The sequence below is a fragment of the Miniphocaeibacter sp. genome (assembly GCF_049276255.1).
In the GTDB taxonomy this organism is placed as follows: Bacteria; Bacillota; Clostridia; order Tissierellales; family Peptoniphilaceae; genus Miniphocaeibacter.
The window spans coordinates 20960-39220 of the sequence record NZ_JBASWB010000016.1 but is presented as its reverse complement, the minus strand read 5'-3'; the positions used below and the strand labels follow the sequence as shown (position 1 = coordinate 39220).

The 18261-nt window shown below is 29.5% G+C and carries 16 protein-coding genes; 15 read left to right on the top strand and 1 reads right to left on the bottom strand.

What is annotated here, in order from left to right:
- Window positions 1–36: 36 nt before the first annotated feature.
- The 12 genes from WAO56_RS01830 (at window position 37) to WAO56_RS01775 (ending at window position 15111) form a co-directional block, all read left to right on the top strand.
- On the top strand, window positions 37–1497 hold the full coding sequence (locus tag WAO56_RS01830) for an N-6 DNA methylase (RefSeq protein ID WP_422144681.1): 1461 nt from the start codon (window positions 37–39) through the stop codon (window positions 1495–1497).
- Entirely contained in the window at window positions 1490–2362 is an 873-nt protein-coding gene (locus tag WAO56_RS01825; RefSeq protein ID WP_422144682.1) for a restriction endonuclease subunit S, read from the top strand. Before WAO56_RS01830 ends, WAO56_RS01825 begins: the two co-directional genes overlap by 8 nt.
- Window positions 2363–2457: 95 nt before the next feature.
- Window positions 2458–2958 carry a restriction endonuclease subunit S gene (locus tag WAO56_RS01820; protein ID WP_422144683.1) on the top strand — a complete coding sequence of 167 codons (501 nt, stop codon included), beginning with the start codon at window positions 2458–2460 and terminating at the stop codon, window positions 2956–2958.
- A gap of 203 nt (window positions 2959–3161) precedes the next feature.
- Window positions 3162–4166 (top strand): hypothetical protein, encoded by a 1005-nt coding sequence (locus tag WAO56_RS01815; RefSeq protein ID WP_422144684.1) that lies wholly within the window; start codon window positions 3162–3164, stop codon window positions 4164–4166.
- A 234-nt stretch (window positions 4167–4400) separates the two neighbouring features.
- Window positions 4401–7127 (top strand): BREX-1 system adenine-specific DNA-methyltransferase PglX, encoded by a 2727-nt coding sequence (gene pglX / locus WAO56_RS01810; RefSeq protein ID WP_422144719.1) that lies wholly within the window; start codon window positions 4401–4403, stop codon window positions 7125–7127.
- 8 nt (window positions 7128–7135) lie between these two features.
- On the top strand, window positions 7136–9658 hold the full coding sequence (gene pglZ / locus WAO56_RS01805) for a BREX-1 system phosphatase PglZ type A (RefSeq protein WP_422144685.1): 2523 nt from the start codon (window positions 7136–7138) through the stop codon (window positions 9656–9658).
- Window positions 9659–9669: 11 nt separating this feature from the next.
- Entirely contained in the window at window positions 9670–11706 is a 2037-nt protein-coding gene (gene brxL / locus WAO56_RS01800) for a protease Lon-related BREX system protein BrxL (RefSeq protein ID WP_422144686.1), read from the top strand.
- A 61-nt stretch (window positions 11707–11767) separates the two neighbouring features.
- Entirely contained in the window at window positions 11768–12076 is a 309-nt protein-coding gene (locus WAO56_RS01795; protein WP_422144687.1) for a hypothetical protein, read from the top strand.
- A gap of 90 nt (window positions 12077–12166) precedes the next feature.
- Window positions 12167–13195, top strand: a complete 1029-nt coding sequence (locus WAO56_RS01790; RefSeq protein ID WP_422144688.1) for a PD-(D/E)XK nuclease family protein — start codon at window positions 12167–12169, stop codon at window positions 13193–13195.
- Between the two features lie 31 nt (window positions 13196–13226).
- Window positions 13227–13385, top strand: a complete 159-nt coding sequence (locus WAO56_RS01785; RefSeq protein WP_422144689.1) for a hypothetical protein — start codon at window positions 13227–13229, stop codon at window positions 13383–13385.
- A gap of 30 nt (window positions 13386–13415) precedes the next feature.
- Window positions 13416–14294, top strand: coding sequence for a hypothetical protein (locus tag WAO56_RS01780; protein ID WP_422144690.1), 879 nt, complete (start codon window positions 13416–13418; stop codon window positions 14292–14294).
- A gap of 22 nt (window positions 14295–14316) precedes the next feature.
- Window positions 14317–15111 (top strand): FxLYD domain-containing protein, encoded by a 795-nt coding sequence (locus WAO56_RS01775; RefSeq protein WP_422144691.1) that lies wholly within the window; start codon window positions 14317–14319, stop codon window positions 15109–15111.
- Between the two features lie 85 nt (window positions 15112–15196).
- Here WAO56_RS01775 and WAO56_RS01770 read toward each other — a convergent pair whose 3' ends face one another.
- Window positions 15197–15547 carry a RidA family protein gene (locus WAO56_RS01770; protein ID WP_422144692.1) on the bottom strand — a complete coding sequence of 117 codons (351 nt, stop codon included), beginning with the start codon at window positions 15545–15547 and terminating at the stop codon, window positions 15197–15199.
- Between the two features lie 262 nt (window positions 15548–15809).
- Here WAO56_RS01770 and WAO56_RS01765 point away from each other — a divergent pair, with 262 nt between their 5' ends.
- From WAO56_RS01765 to WAO56_RS01755, 3 genes are read left to right on the top strand one after another with little or no spacing between them, the layout of a single operon-like run.
- Complete coding sequence (locus WAO56_RS01765) at window positions 15810–16187, top strand: PTS sugar transporter subunit IIA (RefSeq protein ID WP_422144693.1); 378 nt, start codon at window positions 15810–15812, stop codon at window positions 16185–16187.
- Between the two features lie 10 nt (window positions 16188–16197).
- On the top strand, window positions 16198–16665 hold the full coding sequence (locus WAO56_RS01760) for a PTS system mannose/fructose/N-acetylgalactosamine-transporter subunit IIB (protein ID WP_422144694.1): 468 nt from the start codon (window positions 16198–16200) through the stop codon (window positions 16663–16665).
- Between the two features lie 25 nt (window positions 16666–16690).
- Window positions 16691–18259, top strand: coding sequence for a PTS system mannose/fructose/sorbose family transporter subunit IID (locus WAO56_RS01755; RefSeq protein WP_422144695.1), 1569 nt, complete (start codon window positions 16691–16693; stop codon window positions 18257–18259).
- Window positions 18260–18261: the final 2 nt, after the last annotated feature.

Below are 18261 nucleotides of genomic sequence, written 5' to 3'. Positions count from 1 at the left end.
GAAAGTAGGTAAAGAATAATGTCGATGGGAAACTTTGTGAAGAGAATACAAAATATAATGAGAAATGATGCAGGAATTAATGGGGATGCCCAAAGGATAGAACAAATAGTGTGGGTTTTATTCTTAAAGATATATGATGCAAAAGAAGAAATGTGGGAATTATATTACGATGATTATAAATCTATTATTCCAGCAGGACTTAAATGGAGAGATTGGGCTGTAGACAAAAAGGATGGAGAAGCACTAACTGGTGATAATCTATTAGACTTTGTAAATAATAATCTGTTTCCAACGCTTAAAGAACTAGAAATTGATGAAAAAACTCCAATGAGCCAAGTTATTGTAAAACAGGCATTTGAAGATGCAAATAATTATCAGAAAGATGGTATTTTACTCCGTCAAGTGGTTAATGTTATTGATGAAATTGATTTTACGGAGAATGAAGAACGCCATGAATTTGGTACAATATATGAATCGTTTTTAAAAGATTTACAAAGTGCAGGTAATGCAGGTGAATTTTACACACCAAGAGCAGTAACCGATTTTATGGTAGAGGTTATAAAACCTGTGTTAGGCGAAAAAATAGGGGATTTTGCTTGTGGTACAGGTGGTTTCTTAATATCTGCCCTAAGTACTTTAGAGAAACAGATTGGAAATTCTCTTGAAAATAAAGAGATTTATAATAATTCAGTTTATGGAATAGAGAAAAAGGCATTACCACATATGCTTTGTGTTACAAATATGCTTCTACATGATATAGATGATCCAGATATTATTCATGGTAATGGGTTAGAGACAGATTATAAAGATTTAAGAAAGATGGGTAAATTCGATGTGATTTTAATGAACCCACCATATGGTGGAAGTGAAAAAGATAGTGTCAAAGTTAATTTCCCAACGGAGTTTAGAAGTTCTGAAACGGCAGATTTATTTATGAATGTAATTATGTATAGACTTAAGAAAAATGGTAGGTGTGGGGTAATTATTCCAGATGGGTTTTTATTTGGTATAGATAATGCTAAAACCAATATTAAGAAAAAGTTATTTAATGAGTTTAATCTTCACACAGTTATTAGATTACCACATAGTGTATTTGCTCCTTACACATCTATTACAACTAATATTTTGTTCTTTGATAATACAAAGCCAACTGAAGAAACATGGTTTTATAGAGTTGATATGCCAGAAGGATATAAAAACTTCTCAAAGACAAGACCGATGAAGCTAGAGCACTTCGAATCAACAATGGCTTGGTGGGAGAATAGGGAAGAGATTGAAGTGGATGGTTTTCCGAAGGCTAAAAGATATACGATAGCTGAGATAGAAGATTTAAAATATAATATTGACTTATGCGGGATTCCGTATGAAGAAGAAGTTATTTTAGATCCTTTGGATTTAATACATCTATATCAAGAAAAGAGAGCATCTTTAAATACTGAAATAGATTATGTGTTAGAAGAGATTGCTTCGATGCTTGGAGGTAACAAAGATGAATGAACAGGATTTAAAGAGTAGCATATTACAACTAGCAATATCAGGTAAATTGGTTGAACAAAGAGAAGAAGAGGGAACTGCAAAAGAACTGTTAGAGCAGGTAGGCATAAAAAAAGAACAACTCATAAAAGAGAAGAAGATTAGAAGAATAAAATCCTCGGGGAAGATAACAGAAGAAGAAATCCCATTTGATATTCCTGACAGCTGGGAGTGGGTGAGATTTTTAGACATCATTGATGTTAGGGATGGTACACACGATACCCCTAAATATGTTTCTAAAGGTATACCATTGATAACAAGTAAAAATTTAGTGAATGGAATAATTGATTTTGACAACATTAAGCTGATATCTAGGGAAGATTCTGAAGATATTAATAAACGATCAGGTGTAGATTGTGGTGATATACTTTTTGCTATGATTGGAACTATTGGCAACCCTGTTTTAGTAATAAAGGAGAGGGAATTTTCAATCAAGAATATGGCACTTTTCAAGACGATTGATAGTGAACTATTTAGTATGGAATATTTATTGTGGTATTTACAGTTAGAGCAGGAAGCCATGAAAAGGAGAGCAAGAGGAGCAGTACAATCATTTGTTTCACTGACTTACTTAAGGAATTACTTAATCCCAATCCCTCCACTTGAAGAACAAAAGCGCATTGTAACTAGGATTGAAGAACTAATGCCTTATATTGAAAAGTACGGTGAATCGTATTATAAAATAGAAGGCTTTAATAAGAAGTTCCCAGAAGATATGCAGAAATCGATTTTACAATATGCAATGAAAGGTAAGTTAGTAGAGCAGAGGGAAGAAGAAGGAACGGCTGCGGAACTATATAAGAAAATCCAAAAGGAAAAGAAAGGCTAGCTAAGGAAGGTAAGTTTAAGAAACAAAAGAAGCTTATCGAAATAACAGAGGAAGAGATACCATTTGATATTCCAGAGAGTTGGAAGTGGGTTAAGATGGGAAATTTGTTAAATAAACTTACTGACGGAGCACATCATACTCCTAAATATACTGTAAGTGGAGTTCGATTCATTTCAGTAAAGGATCTTAGTGGTGGTACTATTGATTTCTCAGACACGAGATTTATATCGCAAGAATCACATGACGATTTATACAAAAGATGTGATCCTGAAAGGGAAGATATCTTATTGACAAAGGTTGGGACAACGGGAATTCCAGTTATAGTTGATACAGATGAGGAATTTAGTTTATTTGTGAGTGTTGCACTGTTAAAGTTTGATACTGATTTAATTTATAATAAATATCTTCTTTATGCAATTAAGGCTCCAGTAGTTAAAACCCAATGTGAAATAAATACTAAAGGAGTAGGAAATAAAAACTGGGTGTTAAGAGATATTGCCAATACAGTGCTTCCACTACCCCCATTAGGGGAACAAAAGCGTATCGTGGATGAGATTGAAAGATTCTTACCTTACTGTCAACAACTAATAAAGTAGGTTTATTAGTTAAAAATCAATTTTGATTATATCTAGTCAAAGTTGAAAGTGCTAGGATTTGGATAATTAAGTTTAATTAGCTCCTTTTGAGAGGATTGTTTATCTGAAATAAAATAAAAATATAAGAAATGATATTTAAAGGTAATACTTGAGATATTGAGAATAAAGAAGGTTAAAAATTAATTTAGTACAGGAGGTTTGAAATGAAAATACATTTTTTTCAAAGATATCATAGTAAAGAGAATGTTGATACTGCCAATGCTATGCTCTTACTATCGAGACTTTATTCATTTTCACCTGATAAATTCTTTTCTTTTATTACACAGATATTGCCGGAAAATGCAAACATCGAGCTCGAATTTGAAATGCAGAAAAAAATTGAGGGTGGCACAATACCAGATGCTACGATTGGACAATCAAGTTTTAAAGTTGTTATTGAAACAAAATTACAAGGACAATTTGGCATTAAACAATTGATTGGGCATTTAGGTTCGTTTAAAAATGAGGATTATAAAGTGCTAATGACGCTTGATCCTAAAGAAATGAATGCTAAATTAAAATCTACCCTTGATAAGAAAATATTTGATTATAACTTAGAATTTAATAGTAATATTATTCATCATCATTTAACATTTGAAGAGCTTATAAATAAAATAAATGAAGTAATAGATGAACGTGACTATGATATGCAGGATGTTTTAGAGGACTATCGTGATTATTGTTATTCAGGAGGATTGATTTCAGATGACTGGAAGTGGATGCGCGTTCAACTTGCTGGTGCAACTATTGAAATCAATAAGAAGTTGGGGCTATATTATGATAATGTAAATAGGGGATTCTCGGATCACAAATATCTTGGTTTATATGACCAAAAGGCAGTAAGGGCAGTTGGTGAAATTACTGACATTGTTACTGCAATTCCAATTGATGGTTCACTGGTAATTGAAGTTGAAAAGGGAAAAATAACAGATGAAATGAAACAACGAATAATTATAGCGATTGATGATGCAAAAAAATATGGTTATAATTTACGTGATAATAAGCATAGGTATTTTTTTGTAGAGAAATTTATTGATACCTACTTTGAAAAGGATACCAAATATCCTCCTAGGGGAACTCGGATATTCGATTTATGTGAAGTGCTAGGAGTTAATGGATTACCAGGTATAGATGAGGTTGCAAATAGGTTAAAGACTAAAAAGTGGTAATAAATACACTATTTAATTTTAACTATATCTTTTAATTATTCCATAAGAGTTGGCTATAGAGGTGTGCAGTAAATTATAAATTCTTATAAAAACAACTGATATGAATTAAATAAGTATAAAGTAAGTGAAGTAATAATAATATTTCAGATAAAAAGATGATATTAGACCTTTGATGACAGGCAGTTCTTACGTATTTTGAATTTTAAAAGGGTAAGAACTGCTTTTTAAAATTGTATCAAAGACAGTAAGAAGATAGATCCTTGTGTAGGATCAGGTCATTTTCTTGTATATGCTTTTAATGTTTTAATGGAGATTTACAAGGAAGAAGGTTATACAGAAAGAGAAGCTGCTCAAAAAATAGTAGAAAAAAACTTATTTGGACTTGATATTGATAAAAGAGCTGCTCAACTTGCGTATTTTTCTATAATAATGAAGGGCAGAAGCTTTGATAGAAGATTTTTAAGTAGGGAAATAAAGCCTAATATTATGGATATAAAGGAAACTAATTTAGTAGATGAATTTGAATGTGCTGGAGTTACCGACAATATAGAAATGAATAAAATTGGTAACTACCTACTAAATATTTTTAAAGATGCTAAAGAATATGGTTCCTTAATAAAAGTTGAAAAATTAGACTATGAAAAATTTGAAGAATATTTAGAAGAATGTGATAAAGCTGAAGAAAATATTTATAATTTTGAATGGAAAAGAAAAATTCTACCATTATTTAAAAACTTAACAAAACAAGCAAAAATCTTAGCCAGTAAATATAAAGTTGTAGCAACAAATCCACCATATTTAAACAAATTTGAAGGAAAGTTAAAGAAATTTATAACATCAGAATACAAATCATATAAAGGCGATTTATTCTCAGCTTTTATTTTTAGAAATTTTGAATTTTTAGAGGAAAATGGATATTCAGGTTTTATGACGCCTTTTGTATGGATGTTTATAAAAACTTACGAAGAATTAAGAAATTATATAATTAGCCATAAAGCCATAACTACATTAATTCAAATGGAATATTCTGCTTTTGAAGAAGCAACTGTTCCAATATGTTCATTTGTCTTAAAAAATGGAAAAGAAAGTTCTAAAGGTCTGTATTTTAGACTGTCGGAATTTAAAGGTGGAATGGATGTTCAGAAAGAAAAAGTATTAGAAGCCTTGGAGAATAAAGATTGTGGATATTTCTACGAAACATCAGAAGAAAATTTCACAAAAATTCCAGGTATGCCTATTGCTTATTGGGCTAGTGAGAATTTAATTCAAGCTTTTGAAAAAGGGACCTTAATAAGAAATATTGCAATACCTAGAACTGGTATGACAACAGGAGATAATAATAGGTTTTTACGATTATGGCATGAAGTAGAAATAATAAAAGCTAAGCTAGGTACTAAAACTAAAGAAGAAGCAGCTTTATCTGGAAAGAAATGGTTTCCTTACTCCAAAGGAGGGGGATATAAAAGATGGCATGGGTTTAATGAATATTTTATTAATTGGGAGGATGATGGATATGCTATAAAAAATAATATAAAATTCAACGGAAAAAAAGCGGCAAGTGTTAGATCAGAAAATTCATATTTTAAAAAAAGTATAGCTTGGTCATCTGTCACATCGTCTAAATTTTCTTGCAGATTTATTGATAATGGATTTCTGTTTGACTCAGGAGGTTCCAGCTTAAATGGAAAAGAACAGAACCTGACTTTATTAGCCATGTTAAATACTAAAATTACACAATTATTTTTAAATATATCAAATGCAACTATTAATTATCAACCTGGAGATATTGCTAACATACCTATTATATTTTCTAAATCCATTAAAAATGTAGATAATATTTCAAATGAAAATATATCCATCTCCAAATTCGATTGGGATACTTTTGAAACTTCCTGGGATTTTAAGGTAAATCCCTTGGTCAATTTTAACTCTTATATGAATGAATACTATAGGAGTCTTGGAGAAATTGGAGTAATTGCAGATAGAACAGAATATTATATTAAAAATATGGAAGATGCTTATAGACAGTATAAGGAATTTACCAATGACCAATTCCAAAAACTAAAGGATAATGAGGAGGAGTTAAATCGAATTTTTATAGATATTTATGGTTTGCAAGATGAACTTAGTCCGGAAGTTTCCGACAGGGACATTACCATAGCCAAAATCTTTGACTCTAATAAGGATATTGATCAAGAAATTAAGGGAAATAAATATGTACTTACTAAAAAAGACGTGGTAAAACAATTTATCTCCTACGCTGTAGGATCTATGCTAGGCCGTTACTCCCTAGACTATGAAGGCTTAGTCTATGCTGGTGGAGAATTTGATAGGAGTAAATATAAAAGCTTTATTCCAGATGGGGACAACTGCATACCAATAACCGATTCCAAATACTTTGAAGACGATATTGTAACAAGCTTTGAGGAATTTGTTAAGGTGGTTTATGGAGAAGATACTCTAGAGGAAAATTTAAACTTTATAGCAGAAGCCTTAGGTGGTAAGGGTGAAAGTAGGGAGGTAATTCGATCCTATTTCCTTAAGGATTTTTACAAGGACCATGTTAAAACATATCAAAAAAGACCAATTTACTGGCTCTATGATTCTGGAAAACAAAATGGTTTTAAAGCCTTAATATATATGCACCGTTATGACCAATATACAACAGGTAAGGTTAGAACTGGCTACCTTCATAAATTACAAAAATACTATGAGGACAGAATTAATTTAATTGAAATGGATATACTTAGTCAAAATAGTCCATCAACAAAGAAAAAATTAGAAGACGAAAAAATAAAAATTCAAAAACAAGTAGATGAATGCAGAAAATACGATGAACTTTTAGGTCATATTGCTAATGAAAGAATTAGTATAGATTTAGACGATGGTGTAAAGGTAAATTATGAAAAAGTGCAAAAAGACAGGGACGGCAAGGTTTTAAAAATATTAAGTAAAATTTAGGAGGATATATGGCAGAATTAAATTTATCCCAAATAGAAAATACTTTAAATGATGAATTTAAAGATCTGTCTTCTAGTAGAAAAATTATTTTTTGGTACGATTCCAAAGGTGATTTTGTAGAGGATATAAATTCCCTAGCTTTAAAAAATGCAAAATTATTGATTTTAAAAGAAAATCACCTTTTTGAAACAAAATATATTTTAGAGGTTGAGGATAGGGACAGTAACTACCTAGTTTACGCTCCCTTTCCAAGGCCTAAAAACGAAGACAACCACTTAGCAGATACTATACTATATTCTAAAACCTTTGTAGCTGATCGCCTGTCTTTAATAATGGTTGAGCTCGGCATTAAAGAAGACAAGAAGATACTATTGGAAAAATATTATAAATTCTTCAAAAGTAAGGACAGGTTTAATAAGTTTAAAGAATTGGAAATTGACAGCTATACAGAGGAAAATATTGAGCTGGGATTTTTAACGGTTCTTGCAGGTATAAGGGAAGTTAGGTTTGAATCCATAGTAAAAAGTATTTTAAAGGAAGAAGATTTAGTAGAAAATAGAATTTTAAAAGAATTTGGAAAATTTAATCTAACGGAGACCTTTTGGAAATATGTTTTCAAATATTTTGGCTATAGTTCAAAGGAACCAACTTTAGTTAAATTTGTCCTAGGTATATTTATTACCTATATTCAAAGAAAAACAGGTATTGAAAATTTAGTTAAAAACAAGGAATATGTTTTGGAAAAACCCGGTGGAACTATAGCCTTCATTAATTCTTTAATGAATGATATTAGAACACAGGATATTTTTAGATACCTGTCTAAATATGTATATGAACAAATAAAGGGCGACAATATATTTGCCAAAATTGACTTAGAACTTTTACTGGATTTAGATATTTTTGAAAAAATTGAATATAAATTCTTAGATTGGATAGTTAACAGGTTAATGGACGATCATTTTGATGCTGTCGTAAAAGACTTTAATATTGTAGCTTTGATTAATTTAAGAAAGGGAAGGTTTTATGGTTCTGAATTTTCAAATGATTATAATATGCTTTTAGCAGCCTATAATATACTATCCTTTAAAAATGACAACTATGATCTTGAAATTGGTGAAATGGTTAAGGAGTATGATAAGTCTTGGTATTTACAGGACCTTAACTACAGAAAATTCTATTTTTATTTAGATAAAATTGAAAAAGCAAGTAGGTATGAAGATTTAAGGGATTATGTTGAAAATACATATATTAACACTTTTTTAGATCCTTATAATATTGCTTTTAATAATGTATTTAATTATGAAGATTTTAAAAATATAAGGTTACAAAAGGATTTTTATAATAGTAATATCTATTTTGACAAAAAAAGATCTGTTGTAATTATTTCCGATGCCTTAAGGTATGAAGTTGGAAAGGATTTAGTAGGTCAAATGAATTTAAGTGAAAAATTTGAAGCTACTATTGAACCTCAAATTTCACTTCTTCCATCTATTACAAAATTAGGAATGGCTGCTTTACTACCCCATAAAGAAATTACTGTTAATGAAAAGTTTGATGTTCTTGTAGATGGTAAAAAGTCCAGTTCTTTAGCAGATAGGGAAAATATTTTAAAAGCCCATAAAGAAAATAGTAGGGCAATTCAATTTGATGATATAAATAATTATAGTAAGGAAGAGTTAAGGGAGTTTTTCAAGGACCAGTCAGTAATTTATATTTACCATAATCAAGTAGATGCTAGAGGAGATGAGTTAAAAACCGAAAACGAGGTTTTTAATGCCTGTAATGAAGCTATTGATGAAATTATTAGCCTTATAAGAAAACTTTCAGGGAATGCTTCTATTCATAATTATATTGTTACTTCAGATCATGGTTTTATTTATAAAAGATCTGTAAATACAGAGGCTGAAAAAATAGAAAAATTTTATAGTAATTATGATATTAAAAATAGAAGATTTATTATTTCAGAAAATAATTATAATATTCACGGAACAAGAAGTATTTCCTTAGGTAAAGTTTTAAATAATGATGATAAAAGATATGTAATATTTCCAAATAGCTCCAATGTTTTTAAATTACAAGGTGGAGGGCAAAATTATTTCCATGGTGGGTCCTCTATGCAGGAACTTATTACTCCACTAATTAATATTAAAACTAGAAGAGGAGCAGTGGAAACAAGAGATGTTTCTATTGAATTGTTGAGTATTCCTAGAACTATTACTTCTTTAAATACTTCCATAGATGTTTTTCAAAGAGATACTGTAACAGATGTAGTGAAGGCGGTAGAGTATAGTATTTACTTTCAAGATGTAAATGGACAAATAATATCTAATGAGGAAATATTTTCAGCTAATAGTTGGGAAGAGGAAACAGGAAAAAGGATACAAAAATTATCTTTTAGACTTAAAGAACATTCCTATGATCCTAATGGAAAATACTATATTGTTACAAAAAATATTAAAACTGGAATAGAAGATAAAACAAAGGTTAAGATAGATATTCCTTTTGCTGATGATTTTGGATTTAATGTATAGTGGAGAAAAATATGGAAGAAATAACTTTAATAGACAAACTTCAAGAAAATTTCCCAGGGAAATTTGTAAGGAAGGATTTAACTAAAAAAATTAAAGAAGGGGCAAATGTCCCGGTATATGTTCTAGAGTATTTACTTGGCATGTACTGTACTTCTATTAATGAAGACGACATATTGTCGGGAGTTAATTCTGTAAAAACTATTTTAGCAGAAAATTATGTAAGACCTGATGAAGCGGAGAAAATTAAGTCAAAAATTAGAGAAAAGGGAAGCTATACTGTAATTGATAGAATAACTGTAAAATTAAATGTTAAGGAGGACAGATATGAGGCTGAATTTTCAAATTTAGCTTTAAGGGGAGTCCAAATTAGCTCTTATTATACAATGCTATATGAAAGACTTTTAAGTGGTGGTATTTGGTGCATTGTTCAAATGGAATATTTTTACGATGAAGGTGATAAGAAGAAAAGTCCCTTTATTATTAAAAAGTTAACTCCTGTACAAATGCCTAAAATAGATATTGAAGAATTTAAAAAATCTAGGTTTAATTTTACTGATGATGAATGGATTGACTTGATTTTACGTAGCACTGGTATGGAACCAAGTAATTTTAATGAAAGGGAAAAGTGGTTACATTTAGCTCGCCTAATTCCATTAGTTGAAAATAATTATAATTTATGTGAACTTGGACCAAGAGGAACAGGAAAATCCCATATTTATAAGGAAATTAGTCCTAACAGCATTTTAGTTTCAGGTGGACAGACAACTGTGGCGAATCTTTTTTACAATATGGGAACAAGGCAAATAGGACTTGTAGGATTATGGGACTGTGTTGCTTTTGATGAGGTTGCAGGTATTAAATTTAAAGATCAAGATGGTGTACAAATTATGAAGGATTATATGGCATCAGGATCTTTTGCTAGAGGTAAGGAAGAAAAAAATGCTACTGCATCTATGGTTTTTGTTGGAAATATTAATCAATCTGTAGATGTAATGTTAAAGACTTCAAGTTTATTTGAACCATTTCCTGAAGCTATGGGACAGGATACAGCATTTTTAGATAGGATGCATTGTTATATACCTGGTTGGGAAATACCTAAATATAGGCCAGAGTTCTTTACAGATGATTATGGTTTTATTACAGATTACTATTCTGAAATTATGAGGGAGTTAAGAAAGGTATCCTATGGAGATGCTTATGATGAATATTTTAAACTAGGACGACAGTTGAATCAAAGAGATGTTATTGGTGTAAAAAAGACGGTTTCCGGATTAGTAAAAATAATTTATCCTCATGGTGTTTTTGAAAAGAAGGATATTGAAAAAATACTTCGTTTTGCTTTAGAGATGAGAAGAAGAGTTAAGGAACAACTGAAACGTATTGGTGGAATGGAGTTTTATGACATTAATTTTTCATATATCGACAATGAAAGCTTTTTAGAAGAATATGTTCCAGTTCCAGAGCAAGGAGGAGGAACTTTAATTCCTGAAGGAATTGGGAAGCCAGGGCATCTTTATACTGTTGCTAGGGGTAAAAGCGATATGATTGGCACTTTCAAATTGGAAACTCAGGTAATTTCAGGTAATGGTAAATTTGAAAGAACGGGACTTGGTTCTAATTCTGAAGCCAAAGAAGCTGTTGATTTAGCCTTCAAATATTTAAAAGCCAATAGTAAAAGTATAAGTGGAAGTATTAGTACAACTAATTACGATTATTTAGTAAATATACAGGACATGACGGGAATTGGAATGACTTCTACATTAACATTGGCTACCCTAATTGCCATATGTTCCGCTGCTTTAAATAAACCAATTATTTCAAGTACAGCAATTTTAGGTGATTTAAGCATTGGCGGGACCATAATTAAAGTCGATGAACTAGCAAATACCCTACAGGTTTGTAAGGATGCTGGAGCAAAGAAAATATTGCTTCCAATGAGTTCTGCAGTAGATATTGGAACAGTTCCGTCGGATTTAATTGGTGGATTTAACTTGATTTTTTATAATTCAGCAGAAGATGCAGTATATAAAGCATTAGGAGTGGAATAGTTATTTTAGATTAAAGCAGGGGTATTTTATAGAAGAGTAGTTTTTAGGAAGGAAGGCAATTATGAGATATCCATTTAATGCAAGATATAAGAACAACAACATAATAATTAGATCTAAGTCAAAATGTAAAAATTTTGACTTAGATGGATTTATTAAGGTAGCTTTAAAAAAATCTGAAAAAGATGGAATTATTTTTGACTTTAAAAGATTAATAGTTTTTATAGAAAATACTACATATGTAGAAAAGGGGATAGCTACTGGTTATAGTACATCTTATTCAATAGAAGAAAGTTCTGGACTTTGTACTGATGTAAAATATATTTTTACTAAAACAGATGAATATTACATAGATAAGGGATATACAAGATAGAAATTAAATATTTTTTAATACTATATTTGATTAATACATAAAGGAATAGAGACCTTCTTATGTAATATATATTCAAGAAAGGGATATACTATGAAAAAAGCCGAAAAGGAAAGAGACTTTATAAGTGAAGTTCAAATAACAAAAGCAATTTCGGAAATATTAAAAAAAGAAGATAAGATAAAAGAAGTATTTGTAAAAGAATTTTTAGGGATTGATTGTTTAGGGGATTCTGAAATAAAAAATTTAAAAGTAATTGCTGAATATATTGTTAGAATAAATATTCTTGAAGATGCTAGCAATAATAGAATTGACCTTGTGTTATTTAGCGAAAATTGTTTTATTCCTATAGAATTCAAAGTCTACACCAATGATGATGATGGACAATTAGATGATTATGTACATGAAATGATTTTATTTTATGAAGAACAGGAATCAAAAGGAATTAATAAAAAATCTAAGATGGAAAAACTCTTATACTACATATCACCTAACAGATCTGAGCCAGAGAAATATAAGGGGGAAAAAGTAAAGGTTAAAGATTTGTTTGATGACAATTTATTAAAATGTTTAAAAGATCATAACAATGAAATTTATAATTATTTAAATAAATTAAAAAACAATAATATCTCAAAAAATGAATTAAAGCCGGCTAAAATTAAAAAATTCAATTATTTTAGAAATGATTCTATGAAAAAAGTATTAAATATAATTTTAGATAATAATGAATACTTAAATAATCGATACAAAACAGATGTAAAACGCATAGGTAACCATAGTAATATTAGTTTCTATTTAAGAGAAGAAAATAATGCGAAAATATATTTCTCCTTAGAAAGAGTAGACTGCCAACCTTATTGGGGAATATTATTACAGGTTGATAATGAAGTAAAATTTAATAAAAAAGAAATTTTAGAAACTATTAGAAAAGAATTTGAAAAAGAAGGATTTTTAGTTAGTCGTATTCCATGGAATGGAAATTGGGTATTTTATAAATACATAGACAGTAATAACTTTGATGGTAAAAATGAATATAGTAAGAAAATTTTAAAGGAAATTGAAAAAGTTATAAAATGTTTCATGGATAATGAGGTTATGCCATTGGTAGAAGAGTTGAAATAATATGTTGTTAATAATAGACAGGTAGGAAAATATGAATAAAGAAATTTTAGATATTGCAATAAATAACTATATAGAAAACAGAAATAACAATCCTTCAAAATATAAAGAGGATTATTTAGAAAGAACAGAAAGAAAAAAATATTATCAAAGTTACACTAAAGAGAAAATAAGAAACATGGATGAGGAATAATTTTACGAATATATAAGTAAATTATGGTCCATGCTTATTTGGGGTAATAAAAAATACATTGTAAATAAATTAATTGCTGACAATGGATTTGAAAATATAAAGAAAGAACTTTCCAATTTAATTTATGGCAATAACAATATAGAAAAAAGATGGGATAATTTTCTCTCTAATATTAAAGGATTAGGAGCTGCGTCAATAAGTGAAATTTTATCCCATGTTTATCCTAATGATTATGCAATTTTTAATTCAAGATCTGTTAAATGTTTAGAATATTTGAAAGTTGAGAAAATGCCTAAATATAATTACCAGTACACCGGTAGTAAATATATTGAAGTATGTGAAAAAACAAAGGAAATTGCAGAGATTTTAGAAAATAGAGGAATAAAGAATGTTGATTTAATAACTGTGGATTATTTTCTATGGGATGAAGTTTTACCAATGACAAATGCAGAAACTATAACAGAAAAGGATATAGAGGAAATTCCTGAGAGAGAAACAACTTCGTTACATAATGAAGTACAGGAAAAGTTAGTTAATATTGGAAATTTACTTGGATTTATTAGTAATGCTGAGGTAAAGGTAGCCCAAGGAGCAATTGTGGATGTAGTTTGGGAAGCAGCAATTGGAAATATGGGTAAGGTTATTTATGTATTTGAAGTTCAATCTAAAGGTTCTGTTGATAGTTTAATTTTAAATTTAAAACGAGCTCAAAGTAATCCTGCTGTACAGGCAGTAGTAGCAGTATCCGATGAAAAACAAATAGAAAAAATAGTAAATGAAAGTAAGTATGTTATTGAAGAGAAAAACTTAAAAACTTGGGAAATAGAAGAAGTTTTAAAGGTCTATGAATCATTAACAGAAGCACATGAGTCTATAAATAGATTAGGACTTGTTCCGGACAGTTTTTAATAGTTACTAGGAGGACATGTATATGAAAAAGAAGGTAATAGTAATTATAGGATTATTGTTTTTAACATTATTAGCAGGTTGTTCATCTAATAATGTTAAGGATAGTACAAAAATAAATTACGCGGATAAAGAATTTTTATCCAGTTTTAAAAAAGGATTAGAAAAAAGATGGGATTTACCGGAAATTGATTTAACTATGGATATTCAAGAACAAAAGGAAGAATATTTAAAAGCAATTGATATTGAATTAAATGAAATTAAAGGTTATAGTAGCGAAAAATTTGAAGATACAAAATTACAAGAAAAGGCTTTAAGCTATATAAATATTTTAAAAGAACAAAGAGAATCTTTAGATTATTTTACTGTTGATGAAATAAAGTTCTATGAAACGTGGGATAAAATTTCTGCTGAAAGAAGTAAAATTTTAGTGGACCTTGTTGACAGCTATAAAATAGAATTTTCTGAAAAATACAAGAATATCTTAGATGATTTTAAATTAAATGCACAAATGGCAATAGAAGATGATACTAAAAATAAAGAAATAGAAGATATTGTAAACAAGGTGGAATTTACTAAAGTTAAGGAAGAATACGGCTCATCCTACTATGAGGCAGTTGTTGAAAATACATCCTCTGTAGAATTTGAACATTTTTCACTTGAAATTTCCCTAATAGATGAAGAGGGAATAATTGTAGAATCTACCTATAGTAATAATATAAGCAATTGGAAACCGGGTCAAAAATTTAAATTTGAATTTGTGACTCAAACAACTTTTGCAAAAATGGAATTTGAACCACAGTATTTTATAAAAGAATAGTCTTATTAATTAAATAATTTAAAGAAAAATATATAAAAACGAGTCCTAATTAAAGGACTCATTTTTTATAGCGATTCCAACATTTTTAATCTACTGCAGCTGTTACTATTATTTCCACTAACTCAGCCGGGTTATTTGCAGCTCCTTCTATACAGGCTCTTGCGGGAGCAGCGCCTTCAGCAACCCATTCGTCCCAAGCTTTGTTCATCTCTTGGAATTTAGTTACATCTTGTAAAAAGATTGTTGCCATTAGGATTTTAGATTTGTCTGAACCTAAATCTGCTAATATACCATCAATTTTTTCCAGGGTTTGTTTAGTCTGCTCATAAAGGTTAGAGCTTGTATCCTTTGCAGTTTGTCCTGTAATATAGGCTACTCCATTGTGGACTGTAGCAACTGACCATCTATGACTGGTTTTGTATCTTTTAATTTCCATTTTATAATCCTCCTAAATTTTGTCTAGGATTATTGTATCAAAAGATAGGCTTATTTATAATAGTTTTATATTTTATTAAATAACGGTAGTATCTTTTGTAAGTGATAGGAAAAATTGATTTTAATTTAAATTAATGAAAGTAAACTTACGCATTAAATGAAATAAAGTTTCATAAATAATCAAACAATACTTGAAATATAATTTCTTAAATAGTATACTATATTTACAAGAAAGAATATAGTAAGTAAGGAGGAAAGTTTTATTGAGGTATATTTTATTAGTTGGTCATGGTAATGGATGTACAGGTTTAAAGGAATCTACGGAAATGATTTTAGGTGAACAAGAAAATTTAATGGCAATTCCATTATTTAGTAATGAAAGTCCACAAGATTATATGTTAAGGATTAAAGATGCTATTAAAAAAGCTAAAGAAAACGATTTTGATGAAATATTAATATTAGCAGATCTCAAGGGAGGGACTCCTTGTAATATTTCAACAATTATTGTTAAAGAAGATTCTAATTTAAATCTTATAGCAGGTTACCACTTAGGGATGATAATAATGGCATGTACTAGTGGCGATTTAAGTACAGATGAGTTAATTGTAAATTCGAATAAATTAATTGAAAAAATTAATTGAGGAGGTATATATGAGCATAAAATTAGTAAGAATTGATGAACGATTGATTCATGGACAAGTTGCATATTCGTGGTCAGTAGAATATCAAGTAGATGAAATTGTTGTAGTAGATGATGAATTAGTTCATGATGATATGCAAAAAATGTTGTTGGAAATGGCAGTTCCAGAAGGGAAATCGTTTAATATTTTTTCGGTAGAAGATGGAATAAAGTATTTTACCAATAATAATAAGAAAAATATTTTTTTAGTTGTGAAGGGACCTCAAGTAATATTGGATTTGGCAAATGGAGGAGTTGAATTTAAAGAAATTAATATTGGAGGTATGTATTATAAAGAGGGAAAAGAAGAGATTACTAAAACAGTATATTTAGATGAAGAAGAAAAAGATATTTTTAGAGAGTTAGCAGATAAAAATATTTATCTTGATTTAAGGACAGCACCTGGAGATAAATCTATAGATTTATCTACTAAAATATAATTAATAATTAAGAAAGGAGTTACATATGAATATAGTTTCTGCATTATTATTAAGTTTATTTGTTGCGTTATTGATTACAGAAAATTATGGATATGGATATTGGATGATAAGTAGACCAATTTTCGCAGGTCCTCTTATAGGGTTAATAATGGGAGATGTTAAAACTGGTTTAGCAGTAGGAGCAAGTGTTGAATTAATGTTTATGGGGGTTTTACCTATAGGTGGCTCTGTACCTCCTAATGCACAGATAGCAGGAGTTATTGGTACAATATATGCAATACAATCTAATTCACCTTCATTAGGAATTTCTTTAGCATTACCAATTGGAATTTTAGCACAATTTCTTATAATGCTTGCTTGGAATATAAATATATTTATAGTTCATAAATCAGATAAAGCAATTAATTCAGGAAATACTAAAAAAATTGAATTAATACATCTATCAGGTATTTTAGTGTTTTTCTTAGTATTTTTTATAGCATCATTTTTAGCAATTTATTTTGGTAGTGATTTTGTTAAAAATATAAACGATGCTTTGCCAGCGTGGGTATCAGGTGGAATTGAAATAGCATCTGGATTGTTACCTGCCATAGGTATGGCAATGTTATTAAAAATGATGGACTTTAAAAAATATTGGCCATTTTTCTTAATAGGTTTTATATTATCTGTTTATTTAGAATTAAATGTTCTAGCTGTTTCTCTATTAGGTTTAGGAATTGCAGCGGGAATTATGAGTATAAGTAAAAAAGATGGTGAAAGATTAAGTATTGAAGAAGATGATGAAAAAGAAGACGGTTTGATAGAAAAGAAAGATCTGAGAAAAGTTGTTCTACGTTCATTTTTTACGATGTCAACAATAAATTACGAACGTTATATGAGTTTGGGATTTAATTATGCAATGATACCTATTTTAAGGAAGATATATCCTGATGAAGAGGAATATATAAAGGCTTTACAACGTCATAATGAATTTTTCAATTGTCATCCATATACAACAAATGTAGTACTTGGTGTAGCAACAGCATTGGAAGAGCAAAGAGCGATGGGGAAATTGGTAACAGAAGAAACAATTGCTTCTACTAAAACAGCGTTAATGGGGCCTTTATCTGGTATAGGAGATTCTGTATTTAAAGCAACTTTTATGACTATATTCGCAGCCATAGGAGCTGGTTTAGCACTTAATGGAAATATACTAGGGCCAATTATATTTATTGTTCCAAATGTAACATTAAACTTACTAACTAGATATTTTGGTGTTTTTTGGGGTTATAAATTTGGAGTTAAGCTAATTGTTAAAATGAAACAATCTGACTTAATTCAAAAATTTGTCCAAGGAGCTACGATTGTAGGTATGATGGTAACAGGATCTATGGTTGTAAATTTTGTAAAAATACAGTTAACTGCTACATGGGTAAGTGGTGGAAAAGAAATTATTTTACAAGAATTACTCGATCAAATATTTCCAAGTTTATTACCTTTAGTAATCACTCTATTGTTTTATACTGCATTAGTTAAAAAGAAAAAAGCAATATACTGGTTAATGATTGTATGTTTTATTATTGGACTAGCAGGTAAATTCTTTGGAATATTATAAGG